Origin of the sequence: Pedobacter sp. KBS0701 (assembly GCF_005938645.2) — a bacterium.
Taxonomy (GTDB): Bacteria; Bacteroidota; Bacteroidia; order Sphingobacteriales; family Sphingobacteriaceae; genus Pedobacter.
This window is the reverse complement of record NZ_CP042171.1, coordinates 475,907-488,537: the sequence shown is the minus strand read 5'-3', so window position 1 is coordinate 488,537 and position 12,631 is coordinate 475,907. Positions and strand designations below refer to the sequence as shown.

Genomic DNA, 12,631 nt, shown 5'->3' with positions numbered 1-12,631 from the left:
GGTATTTTGGTTATTAAATGAAACCCCAAATACTAAACAGCATTTGGGGCTCATTGTTACAGACTTAAGATCTGTATTTCTAAAAAGTTCTTATTGCATTTAAAATGTAGAATATTCTGATCGTTGGTATAAAAATCTTTTACCTCTTTATTATCGATAATGATCTTTTTAACCTGGAATTTTACACCCATAATATTGCAAACATAAAATTCGTAATTAGGTGTATATAAACCTTCACTGCGTTGGTTTATCCTGATAGCCTGGTTATCTCCTTTTACGGTAAATTTCTTTTCCAAGTAAATATCCTGTTCGTAGGCAAATGTATCGCCATGATCTTCATACATGTATGAGTTCACTTCGTAATCGCTATGATAAATATTCAGGATTACCTCGGTGATCGATTTTTCATCTACATATTGCATTACCGGATATTCTGGCAAAACCGTACCAGCACGCACAAACATCGGCATACTGTCTATCTTGGCATCAACGGTATATTCGTTACCGCCATCAAGAATTTCATTGGTCCAGAAGTTGTACCAGGTGCCTTTTGGAAGATAAACTTTTCTGGAAATTGCACCTTGTTCTAAAACCGGGCAGATTAATAGTTTATCACCATAGCAAAATTCATCCTGGCGAAAACTGTTGCTGATATTTTCCTGTTCAAGCATGACCAGCGGCCTTAAGATAGGAAAACCATAACGGTGATGCTCCCAAAATACCGAATACAGATATGGCATTAAACGGTATCTTAATTCGATAAACTTACGGTTAATATCTTCGAAAAACTGGCCAAAGCTCCAGGGTTCCCGTTCAGCAGTGTCGCCGGCAGAGTGTGCCCGCATGAAAGGAGAAAATGTACCCAGCTGGATCCAACGGGTAAATAATTCGCCATCCGGCTCTCCGCTAAATCCACCAATATCTGTTCCACAGAAAGGCACGCCGGAAACCGATAAACGCTGACACTGAATATTTCCAATCTTTAAATGCTCCCAGGTTGCAATATTATCGCCTGTCCAGACACTTGCATAACGTTGCATTCCCGAATAACCAGCTCTTGTAATGGTAAAGGGGCGTTTATTGCGCATCAATTTCTTTAAACCCTCGTAGGTAGAACGTACCATCTGCATGCCATAAACGTTATGTGCCTTACGGTGTGAGCCGCGGTAACCATCATAATTATGACGAACATCGTTAGGAAAAGTTCCTGAGCCAAACACAGCTGGTTCATTCATATCGTTCCAGAAGCCTGCCACGCCCATATCAACCAACTCTTTGTATAAATTACCCCACCAGCTCCTTACTTTTGGATTGGTAAAATCGGGAAACTGACAACGGCCCGGCCAAACATGTCCCTCCATATAATAATCGTCGCTGCGGCGGCAGAAAAATCTTTTCTCTTTACCTTCTTTAAAAACCCAGTAATCATCATCTACCTTAATTCCCGGATCGATCATGACCACCGTTTTAAAGCCATCATCAGAAAGTTCTTTAATCATTCTCCGTGGATCTGGAAAATACTTTTTATTCCAGGTAAAACAGCGGTAGCCATCCATGTAATCGATATCCAGATAAATGGCGTCGCAAGGAATTTTACGCTCCCTGAACTGCCTGGCTATTTCTTTAACTTTTGTTTCAGGATAATAACTCCAACGACACTGCTGATAACCCAAAGTCCATTTTGGAGGCATCGGGTGCGTGCCGGTTAAAGTTGCATAACGTTTAACCACGTCCATAATATGTGGCCCGTGGATATAATAGTATTGCAGTTCTCCTCCATCAGCCCAGAAACTCGTTTTATTTACATCTTCCGAACCGAAATCGAAATACGATTTAAAGGTATTATCGAAAAAAATACCGTAGGCAGCCTGATTATGCAGACCGATATAAAAAGGTATAGTTCGGTAAAGCGGGTCCTGGTTCCAACCGAAAGAATAAGCATCGGTATTCCAGTTTTCGAACCGCCTGCCACGCAGGTTAAAATTGCCAGATTTATCACCCAGACCGAAGAAATTCTCTTCAGGGTGACATTTTTTGGTTGCGTAGATATAATAACCACCAAAATCTACATTTTCTTCCCAGTGCATAGAGTTGGCTTCATCAACCATCATCACATTGGTAATATTATCGTGGAACGAAATGTGGAAATTTGCCTTTTCTATTTTACAGGTTACTGCATGGGTAGAAACGGTATAATGATCATCATGCTCCTGCATCTTAAAAACAGAAACTTTCTGGTCTACTTCAGGTACTGCGTAAGAAAAATCATCAAGAAAAACGCCGTGTGGTGCCAGGCGTACCCTGATGATGTCATCGCTTACCACCCGAATTTCTACTCTTGCATCTCCATCAGAAAAATAAAAACGGTTACCTTCTTTCTTTACTTTTTTAACTTCTCCGAGGTATTGTTTAACGATTGGTTTAACCGATATATCAACCGGATTGTTTAAATGCTGTATTTCCTGCTCCTTTTCGATCAGGTCATTTGTTTCATTCGGTTTGTCGTTTTGCGCTTCCATCCTTATTTATTCAAATTTTAAATTCATAACTCTTAAACCGGGATGTGCTTAAGAAAGTACTATAATACAAATATTTTATAAAAGGGATGTAGCTTTTTTTGAAAAGATGGTTTTAATAGTGTAAGTTTTACACTAACCAAAGGTATTTAATAAGGGAACGGCAGGGCTGAATGGTAAATTCATTATAGCCAACGGTGACAAAACTGTAACTTTAGCATAAGATAAACGAAAAATAATCGTTTATCCTACTTTACTTTGGCAGTTAAAGGTTATATGTAATTTTAACATATATAGAATATCCAAACAGCTCTTACAGACAAATCGCATCAACCGATAACCCATCAGCTTTTGGTCGATTTATTAAAAGATTATAAAAGACCAAATGATAAAATATTGGCATTAAAGGCTGATGGATTGATCGAACCCATAAAAAAAGGGCTATATATTGTGGGTAGATCTGTCGGAACGGAGCGGCCTGAAAATGCATTATTGGTCAACCATATACTCGGGCCGAGTTATCTTTCGATGGAGAGTGCATTGTCACATTATGGGCTCATCCCGGAAAAAGTTTATGCAGTTACCTCAATGACGACGAAGGCATCAAGAAAATTCGAAACCCAAATAGGGCTATTCACCTATACAAACCTTCCTTTGCCATATTATGCTTTTGGCTTGGCCATGATAAACTTTTCAAAAGACCAGATAGCAATAGTCGCGACCCCTGAAAAAGCCTTATGTGATAAAATTGTCACAGCAGCAGGTATTAATTTAAGGAGCGTTTCCTCAGCAAAAGATTATGTATTCAGGAATCTGCGGATGGAAGAAATTGACCTTGCAAAATTTGACATATTAGCTATAAATAGCTGGCTTGAACATGCCCCTAAAAGTACAAGTTTGGAAATGCTAACTAAAATGATCGAAACAATATGATAAAAGACTGGCTAGATAGCTATCATCCAGCTAACAGAGAAGAGGCAAAAGGTGCATTAAGGGAAATTATGCAGGAAATTGCACTTGCTGGACTTAATCGGGCTGGCTTTTTTGAAAAGGCAGCATTTTATGGTGAAACAGCGCTAAGGATATTTTATGGTTTAGACCGTTTTTCAGAAGACCTGGATTTTTCCCTGCTCGCCCAAAATCCTGATTTTTAATTAGAAAAAATACCAAGATGCCATTGTAGGTGAATTTGCGGCGCTAGGCATGCAGGTATCCATTACTGAAAAAAAGAAAACAATAAAGAATAATATAAATTCAGCATTTTTAAAATCGGAAACCATCTGGAAAGAACTCGTTTTGGAAGAAATTATCCCTCAAAACGGACTTAAGGAAGTGGCAAATATCAAAATCGAGGTAGACGTAGAACCTCCACTAGGTTTTGTAACAGAAGAAAAACTACTATTACAACCCTTTTCTTTTTATGTAAAGTGTCTTTCACTTCCAGATCTTTTCGCTGGAAAAATGCACGCGCTTTTATTCCGTAAATGGGGTACCAATGTTAAAGGGCGTGATTGGTATGACATGGAATGGTATATTAAAAAAGGTTATGAGCTCAATTTGGATCATTTTCTCCTGCGGGCAATTGATAGTGGCGACTGGAAAAAGGATAAAATCAGTGAAGCAGAATTCAGGACCTTATTAAGCGAAAAGATTGATAAAGTAAAATTAGATTTTGTTAAGGCCGATATCTCGCGTTTTATTAAGGATCCTAAAAAACTGGAAATATGGTCTCCACAGTATTTCCATGTCTGGCTAACAACCTAAAGATTCAACAGTAAAAACAAATCAATAATTTCACAAAAAAGCCCTTCATACCTCAAGCATGAAGGGCTTCTAAACGTCATTAAAACCCTATGGGTTAAAGCTATAAGCTATATAATAAATCGCCCCGGCTGATGGGTTTCCGTAAGAAGTGAAATAATATTTATTTAATACATTCGAGCCGCCCAGTTTAATTACCGATTGTACCGAAGGGATTCTTAAACTAACCTGTGCATCAAGCGAGCTGTATGCAGGTACCTGACCTGAGGCAAAAGAAGAATTCCAGTAGAACTGATCCTGCCAACGGTAAGAAACGTTGAAACCAAAGTTTTTGATGATTTCTTTATTACCCAAACCAAGGTTGTAACGGATTTTTGGCGTATTGAAATCGTTTATGTAGTTTTCAGGAAGATCGCCGATCTGATTATAGGAAACATTACCACTAATGGCATATTTACCCACCAGGTAATCCAGACCTAATGCAGCACCATAGGAGGTTACTTTACCTGCCGCATTTACGGGAACACCGAATTTCACAAAACTGCCGTTTACATTCTGGTATACATCAACAGCGGTGATAAAATCTTTGTAAATGTTGTAGTAACCATAAGCATCAATCAATAAATTAGGAAGAATCAGACCTTTGTAACCCAATTCGTAAGACTGAACACTTTCCGGACGAACACCTTTTGAATCAAAAGTATATTGTTGTAAAAGTGCCTGATTAGGTGCTCCTGTTGCTGCTGAAGCTAAAAACGCACGGTAACTTACATCTGTAAAAGGTTTATTGCTATCAAGATGGTATTTATTGAACATGATTTCAGGTAAACCACCGATCAGTCTTTGAGATCCGCCACCTACCGAAAGATCGATGTACTGGTTCTGGGTGGTTGGATTACGGTAACCGGTTTGATAAGAAACCCTGATGTTATTGTTTTTGGCAACGGTGAATACACCAGTTATCCTAGGGGTAAACCTGCCTTCAAAATTCTGGCTTTTATCATAACGGCCGGCAAAAGTAAATTTAACTTTATCGTTAAAGAGTTTTTTACCGATTTGTGCAAAAGCGCCGTATTCTTTAATATCGATAGATTCGTTTAAATCGTTAAAAATAGTACCTGCCGAATTTAAATCATATAAACGATAAGATGCACCTACCTGAAACTCCACTACCTTATTAAAAAGGTTGGTGAAGTTGTACATGCCTTCATAATGGTAAAGATTCGATTTATCATCGAATTTTGCTCCGTAAACACTTTTAGAAGGGTCAGCCGAGTTTATATTAGTTGCACTAATGGTCGTGTTTAAAATTTTATCTTTTGCTACCTCATACTGCGCACTACCTGGCACAAAACGTCCCTGATCTGCAACACTCCGGGCAAAAGCCTGTGCCTGTGCATCTGTTTGTCCTGCAGCCCTTGCACCTACATAATTACCGATATACTGCGGAAACCAAGTAGTTGATGGTTTAGAAACCTCATTGATGTAACTTCCCAAAATAGAAGAGATATAAGAATCACCTGAACGTTCCTGGGTGGTATAAGCTTTTAAGAAAAAGTCTTCTCCTTTTAGCTCCAACTTGTACTGGCCGATATTAAAATTACGGAGTGAATAACGGTCAGAACCGGTGTAAACAGAAGTTCCCGTACCCCAATTGGCCTGACCCACTACCTGAACTGTATTACTGATGTTGTAATATAAAGCACCTGATGCTTTTAAGGATTTGGTGTCATAATCAACCAGATTTTCTTCATTGTAACCTGTTCTCGAAATATTTTGATCAGGAATTAAACCTGCTTTTAAACCAACATAAAAAGGCAGATAATTTTGTACGGTAGAACGTAAAGCCGCTGGTAAGGTGGCTAAGAAGCCTGCCTGTTGGGCTGCATTTGGAATGGCTGCTCCAAAAGCACCATCCAAAGTTGATTTTATATTAGGAATTAAACCACCGGTGGCGGCATTGATCCCAGCTATAGTTCCGTTTTGAACGCTTAGTGCAACATTACGCATATTCTGGCTCACTTCATCACCATACACATTGATACCATCATAGTTGGGATCGCTGCTTCTGTCACCCGATTTCGCGGTTCTTGCAACCCTATCGAAGTTTGAATAGTTATTACCGAACCAATCTTTGGCCTGTAAAAACGAGAATGCTGCTTTTACCCCAAATTTATTGTTCCACGATTTTGCCATGCGTACATCCAGTTGTTTAAAAGGCTGCACTTTACTGTCGCCATCGTTCACATGATTCATACCAGTTTTAAACTGAAAACTCGCGCCAGGATATTTGAACGGATCTTTTGAAGTCATTAACAAAGTACCATTAATACCACCCGCACCATAAAGCGCTGAGGAAGCACCTGGCAATAACTCTACATTATCTACATCGAGTTCGGTAATGCCCACAATATTACCTACTGAGAAATTCAGGCCAGGTGCCTGGTTATCCATTCCATCAATATATTGGTTAAAGCGCGTGTTTCCGTTAGAGTTGAATCCACGGGTGTTTATTGATTTAAAAGTTAAACTCTGCGTACTGCTTTCTACGCCTTTCATATTGTTTAAAGCATCGTAAAACGATGGCGCAGCGATTTCCCTGATGGTAGCTGCACTCATCCGCTCGATGGAAACAGGAGATTCTAAAATACGCTCTGGTGTACGCGAAGCAGAAACAACTACATCACCTCCCAGTACAACCGCTGTTTCCAGTTCCAGGTTAATACCTGAAGTACTTCCGGTAATCTGCTGTTCTACTGTACCATATCCTACATAAGATGCGACTAATGTAAAGGGCACTTTTGCTGTTGTACTAAAGCTGAAACTTCCATTGGCTGTTGATGCTGTACCGCCGGATTGGCCTTTGATGGTTAAACTAACCCCTGCCAGTCCTTCTTTAGATTGCTTATCCTTTACGGTTCCACTTACCGTAATACTCTGTGCCTGTGCTGCCATATTACCAGCAAACACAAATATTAACACATAGAAGATCTGTGTAAAAATTCTGCTCATACGCGATTTAATTTGGTTATTTGTATTATTAGTTATATAAACATAAATTCTTTTTTTGAATTAAACAAATTATGTAAGCATAATAATTCCAATTCAATTATAATTTTGATTGATATACAGTTTGTTGTATTTTGCATTAAACATAAACCGTCATTTTGCCCTATCTTAGCAAAAGACTTGTTAGCTAGCCATTATGAATAAAATTAAAGCCATTTTCTGCATCGTCATTCCGATAGCATTAGCTTTTTTATTTAATACCAAATTAGGCAATACGCCTCCATTGTTAAAATTTCTAAATCCTTTTATGGGTTTCTGGCAAAATGCAGAAAACAATCATTTTATGTTTAACCATAAAGCGAAGATTAAAGGTGCAATAGATAAAATCGAAATCGTTTTTGACGACCGCATGATCCCGCATATTTTTGCACAGAATGATCACGATCTGTATCTGGCACAAGGTTACGTAACCGCCATGCACCGCCTTTGGCAAATGGATTTCCAGACCCGTTTTGCCGCTGGAAGAATTAGTGAAGTTGTGGGCGACAAAGCGATAGAGGTAGACCGGTACCAACGCAGAATGGGCATGGTTTACGGCGCAGAAAACTCATTAAAAGGCATGATGGCTGATCCCAAAGCAAAAGAAATGATTTTAGCTTATACTGAAGGGATCAATGCCTACATCAAAACACTTTCTAAAGCCAATTACCCCTTAGAATATAAAATACTCGATTTTAAACCTGAAAACTGGACACCTGTAAAATGTGCTTTATTGTTAAAACAGATGTCGGCAGTGTTGGCCATGGGTTCAGATGAATTTTACATGACCAATATCCTGAAAAAATTCGGTCCGGAGGTGACCAAAAATCTTTTCCCGGATTACCCTTTCCGCGAAGACCCGATTATACCTGTGGGCACAAAATGGGATTTCTCTCCATTAACAATACCTAAAACACCAGAAAGCTTCACTCAGGCTCAAACCGGTGAGGTTAAAACAACTGAAAAAGTAGAAGGTATCGGTAGTAATAACTGGGCACTATCTGGCGCTAAAACCGCCTCAGGATATCCGATCTTAGCAAATGACCCCCATTTAGATTTAACACTTCCGTCTATCTGGTACCAGATTCAGCTACATGCGCCGGGTGTAAATACCTATGGTGTTTCTTTACCTGGTGCCCCTGGGGTAATTATTGGTTTTAACCAGAAAATAGCCTGGGGTGTAACCAATGTTGCTGCTGATGTGCTCGATTTTTATCAGATCAAATTTAAGGATTCGACCCATAATGAATATTGGTACAATAATAAATGGAAAGCCACAACAAAGAGATTGGAAACGATTAAAATCCGTGGTGGAAAAGATGAAATAGATACCGTTTACTACACCCATCATGGGCCGGTAGTCTATTTCCAGAAACCGAAATATGGCAGGGCAGACAATGTGCCTGTTGGCGATGCCTTAAGGTGGATAGCACATGATGAATCGAATGAACTCATGACTTTTTATTACCTCAACCGTGGTAAAAACTATAATGACTATCGCAAGGCATTAACTTTTTACACCGCACCTGCGCAGAACTTCGTCTTTGCCAGTGTGGATAATGATATTGCCATTACGCCAAACGGAAAATTCCCTTTAAAATGGAAAGATCAGGGCAAATTTATACTGGATGGAACAGACCCGGCTTACGATTGGCAGGGATGGATCCCAAATGCACAGAATCCAACGGTTAAAAATCCACCACGCGGTTTTGTGAGTTCGGCCAACCAGTCTTCCACCGATACTACTTATCCATATTACATTAACTGGGAATTTGCTCCGTACGAGCGGGGCAAGCGCATCAACGACCGTTTATCGGCGATGAACAAAGCCACTTTAGACAGTATCCGCCTGATGCAGACCGACAACTATAGCATTATGGCGCAAAACCTGGTTCCTGCATTATTACCTTTATTGAACAATGAACAGTTAAATGCTACACAAAAAGAAGCATTGGCTTACCTGAAAAAATGGAACAAACGTTATGATGCAGATGAAATTGCAGCCAGCGTATTCGAAATATGGACAAAACGCTTATCGTATGATATCTGGGCAGATGAATTTGAAGTGAAAGGCATTCCGATGCGTTATCCCTCAAGAGACCGTACGGTAGAAATGATCCTGAAAGAACCCAATGCAACCTGGTATGATAATATCAATACCAGCAAAAAAGAAACATTATCTGACCTGGTTAATGAAGCTTTTAAATATAGCTGTGATAGTCTGGAAAGGCGCTTCGGACCAATAAATAAAGACTGGAACTGGGCAAATGTAAAACAGACCAATGTACCGCACCTGGCCAAAATACCTGGATTCGGTTCGAAGGTTTTACAAATAGGTGGCGCCAAAACCACTATTAATGCTTTGAGCGAAACCAATGGACCTTCGTGGCGGATGGTAATTGAACTGGGTAAGACGCCAAAAGGGCACGGCGTTTATCCGGGCGGTCAATCGGGTAATCCCGGAAGCAAATTTTATGATAATATGATCGATACCTGGGCAAATGGTAAATTGTACGATTTATTTTATATGCAAAGTCCTGATGATCAATCAGGCACGGTTATTTCTCGTTTAAAAATTTCTAAATAGGCTAAAATGGTTTTCATTGTTATATTAATAATCTGTTTCCTTCTACAAATGATTGCCCCCTGGTGGATCATCATCGTCATATCTTTTGCCACCTGTGGCATTATCGGCAAAACAGGAAAAATAGCCTTCTGGCAATCTTTTCTTGCCATCTTCTTGCTTTGGATAGGGTATGCTTTATTTAAAAGCTTGCCTAACGATAATGTACTCGCTGGCCGTGTAGCGATCATGACAGGTATAAAACTGTGGTGGGCGTTGTTATTGGTTACCGGTATTTTAAGTGGTTTGGTGGCTGGAATTAGCGGTTATTGTGGCTATCAGTTCCGCATGGCGATGCTGGCGAAAAAAACTGACGAGAAAATAGCATAATGCTTCGTACTTTTGCCCTGTGAATTTAACAGCTAACGATATATTTTCTGTAAAAAGTACCGATGCGTTTAACGCCCTTGCCTTGAGCATTTTTAAATTACAGGCCCAAAACTGCAATGTTTACCGCGAATATATCTTTCATCTGGGTGTTGTTGCCGATGCGGTAACCGAAATAGCAAAAATCCCTTTTTTGCCCATCAGCTTTTTTAAAAGCCATTCTATTCTGAGCAATAATGACCCCGTAGAGATTACTTTCAGCAGTTCTGGCACTACGGGCATGGTACAGAGCAGCCATCATGTAACTAACGTTAAATTGTATGAGCAGAGCTATTTGCAGGCTTTTGCACAATTTTACGGAGACATTACCGAATATTGCTTTTTGGCCCTGCTTCCTTCCTACCAACAGCGAGCTGGATCATCGCTAATCTACATGGTTAACGATCTAATCGAAAAAAGCAGGCATCCACAAAGTGGTTACTTTTTAAACAACCATGATGAATTGCTGAAAACCCTTCTAGATCTTAAATCAAAAAAACAGAAAACCGTTTTAATCGGTGTTACCTATGCCCTGCTTGATTTCATTGAAAATTTCGATATCGATTTTCCTGAACTCATTGTGATGGAAACCGGAGGAATGAAAGGGAAACGTAGAGAAATGGTGCGCGAGGAGCTTCATGAACAGTTAACTAAAGGATTTGGCGTAAAAGCTATTCATAGCGAATATGGAATGACCGAGCTACTATCTCAAGCCTATTCTTTGGGTGAAGGTATCTTCAATTGTCCTGGCTGGATGCAGGTTTTGATTCGTGATACCAACGATCCTTTAAGTTTGATAGCAAATGGCAGGACTGGCGGCATCAATGTAATTGACCTGGCCAATCTCAATTCGTGTTCGTTTATAGCCACACAGGATCTGGGCAGGATTAATCCTGATCAAAGTTTTGAAGTACTGGGCCGGTTTGATAATGCGGATATCAGGGGATGTAACCTTTTAGTACAATAATTCTTAATTTACCTTATCTGAGCAGCTGGCGCATAAACCGGTAGCAATCAGATTAAGGTGATCCACTTTAAACCCTGCCGGAACTTTTAATGCCGGAATTTTAACAGTATCCAAACAGTAAATTTTATGGCAGTTATCGCAGTTAAAATGCACATGTTCATCATGATGCTCATGCGCACTGCAACCATCCAAACAAATGGCATAATTGGCGGTTCCCTGTTGATCTAAAACTTTATGGATAATGCCCTTCTCTTCAAAAGCCTGCAAAACGCGGTACAAAGTAACACGGTCTGCATCCTTGCCCATTACCTGTTCTAAATACGGCTGTGAAGTTGCAGAATCTCTCCCACTCAAAATTTCCAGCACCTGCAAACGCGGCGCGGTCCTTTTTAAACCGTTTTTAACCAAAAGTTTTTCGAAACGCTCTGTTTTGTTTTCCATAGCAATACAAAAATAAGCAATTAATTAATGAGTTTTGCATTTTTGATGGTGATTGGCGGGGCATAACTCGCATCCTTCTGCTCCAGTTTCAAAATCCCTTTCAGATGAATCGGTTTTTGGCTGTAAACTGTGGCACTTTCCATTTCGATCATAATCATTACCGGAACACCATTTTGTCCGCAAAAAAAACATTGGTTTATGGGCAAAGTTGCCAGTAAGAACTTCTGCTGTTTCTGTCCGCTTTTTATCGGGATGAGGTAGCCAGTGAGATCAAATTCCCTATTTTCAAAACGCCTGATCGATTCTGTAAAAAGAGGCAAGAGCTCATTCTTTTCGGTTAATTCAAACTTCACCGATCCGATTACATCCCAGTTTAAAGATCGCAGCTGATCGTTTGGGTTATGTTTTTGTGTCTGCGCTAAAGCAGCACTTCCCCATAGCAAAAGGAGCAGAACATATAGCTTTTTCATCGTTTTACCGCATCTAAAAGAAAAAAGGCAGACCGGCTATCGCCAGAATTGTTGATTATAAATTTCCCCCGAAGAATAATGGGCTCTTCGGTCCAGTTAATGGGTTTCAGAGTCTTCACTTCTATCATCGAAGGAATATCGCCCGTACCGCAATATGGGCACGAGGCAACAGGTACCATAGAAAACATAAACTCGCTGAAGCTATTGCCAACTTTTGTGGGAATAATATAGCCAGGAAGTTCAATTACCTTATTATTGATGGCCTTTAACTCGGGTGGAAAAACAGCCTGCCAAACCAAAGGCTTTACCTGTTTATCATATTTTAAACCGATCAGGCTCCAGGTGGCGGTCCGCATCTCGGTATGAACAGCTACCTGGGCAGATGCAGTAATGGAGATTAAAACCAAAAGTATCGGAATATATTTTTTCATGATCCCAT

The 12,631-nt window shown here is 39.9% G+C and carries 11 protein-coding genes; 6 read left to right on the top strand and 5 right to left on the bottom strand.

The annotated features are described in order from the left end of the window. Window positions 1-56: 56 nt before the first annotated feature. Window positions 57-2,519: a glycoside hydrolase family 31 protein gene (locus tag FFJ24_RS01755; protein ID WP_138820521.1), complete on the bottom strand. Its 2,463-nt coding sequence runs from the start codon at window positions 2,517-2,519 to the stop codon at window positions 57-59. A gap of 348 nt (window positions 2,520-2,867) precedes the next feature. Between FFJ24_RS01755 and FFJ24_RS01750 the strand changes: the two genes are divergently transcribed. From FFJ24_RS01750 to FFJ24_RS01745, 3 genes are read left to right on the top strand one after another with little or no spacing between them, the layout of a single operon-like run. Next, window positions 2,868-3,449 (top strand): hypothetical protein, encoded by a 582-nt coding sequence (locus FFJ24_RS01750; RefSeq protein WP_246862721.1) that lies wholly within the window; start codon window positions 2,868-2,870, stop codon window positions 3,447-3,449. Then, window positions 3,446-3,670 carry a nucleotidyl transferase AbiEii/AbiGii toxin family protein gene (locus FFJ24_RS26415; protein ID WP_246862720.1) on the top strand — a complete coding sequence of 75 codons (225 nt, stop codon included), beginning with the start codon at window positions 3,446-3,448 and terminating at the stop codon, window positions 3,668-3,670. The genes FFJ24_RS01750 and FFJ24_RS26415 overlap by 4 nt, the downstream gene beginning before the upstream one ends. 49 nt (window positions 3,671-3,719) lie before the next feature. Next, window positions 3,720-4,280, top strand: coding sequence for a nucleotidyl transferase AbiEii/AbiGii toxin family protein (locus FFJ24_RS01745; protein WP_246862719.1), 561 nt, complete (start codon window positions 3,720-3,722; stop codon window positions 4,278-4,280). A gap of 87 nt (window positions 4,281-4,367) precedes the next feature. Here FFJ24_RS01745 and FFJ24_RS01740 read toward each other — a convergent pair whose 3' ends face one another. After that, a complete protein-coding gene (locus tag FFJ24_RS01740; protein ID WP_138820519.1) occupies window positions 4,368-7,289 on the bottom strand; it encodes a TonB-dependent receptor in 2,922 nt (973 codons plus the stop codon). A gap of 193 nt (window positions 7,290-7,482) precedes the next feature. Here FFJ24_RS01740 and FFJ24_RS01735 point away from each other — a divergent pair, with 193 nt between their 5' ends. From FFJ24_RS01735 to FFJ24_RS01725, 3 genes are read left to right on the top strand one after another with little or no spacing between them, the layout of a single operon-like run. Continuing rightward, window positions 7,483-9,912: a penicillin acylase family protein gene (locus FFJ24_RS01735; RefSeq protein WP_138820518.1), complete on the top strand. Its 2,430-nt coding sequence runs from the start codon at window positions 7,483-7,485 to the stop codon at window positions 9,910-9,912. Between the two features lie 6 nt (window positions 9,913-9,918). Further along, on the top strand, window positions 9,919-10,278 hold the full coding sequence (locus FFJ24_RS01730; RefSeq protein ID WP_138820517.1) for a hypothetical protein: 360 nt from the start codon (window positions 9,919-9,921) through the stop codon (window positions 10,276-10,278). A 19-nt stretch (window positions 10,279-10,297) separates the two neighbouring features. Beyond that, on the top strand, window positions 10,298-11,281 hold the full coding sequence (locus tag FFJ24_RS01725; protein ID WP_138820516.1) for an acyl transferase: 984 nt from the start codon (window positions 10,298-10,300) through the stop codon (window positions 11,279-11,281). A gap of 3 nt (window positions 11,282-11,284) precedes the next feature. On the opposite strand, the gene FFJ24_RS01720 is transcribed toward FFJ24_RS01725, so the two are convergent. The 3 genes from FFJ24_RS01720 to FFJ24_RS01710 are packed head-to-tail and all read right to left on the bottom strand — an operon-like array spanning window position 11,285 to window position 12,623. Then, entirely contained in the window at window positions 11,285-11,722 is a 438-nt protein-coding gene (locus FFJ24_RS01720; protein ID WP_138820515.1) for a Fur family transcriptional regulator, read from the bottom strand. Between the two features lie 20 nt (window positions 11,723-11,742). Further along, on the bottom strand, window positions 11,743-12,192 hold the full coding sequence (locus FFJ24_RS01715) for a hypothetical protein (RefSeq protein ID WP_138820514.1): 450 nt from the start codon (window positions 12,190-12,192) through the stop codon (window positions 11,743-11,745). After that, window positions 12,189-12,623 carry a hypothetical protein gene (locus tag FFJ24_RS01710; RefSeq protein ID WP_138820513.1) on the bottom strand — a complete coding sequence of 145 codons (435 nt, stop codon included), beginning with the start codon at window positions 12,621-12,623 and terminating at the stop codon, window positions 12,189-12,191. Before FFJ24_RS01710 ends, FFJ24_RS01715 begins: the two co-directional genes overlap by 4 nt. Window positions 12,624-12,631 lie beyond the last annotated feature (8 nt).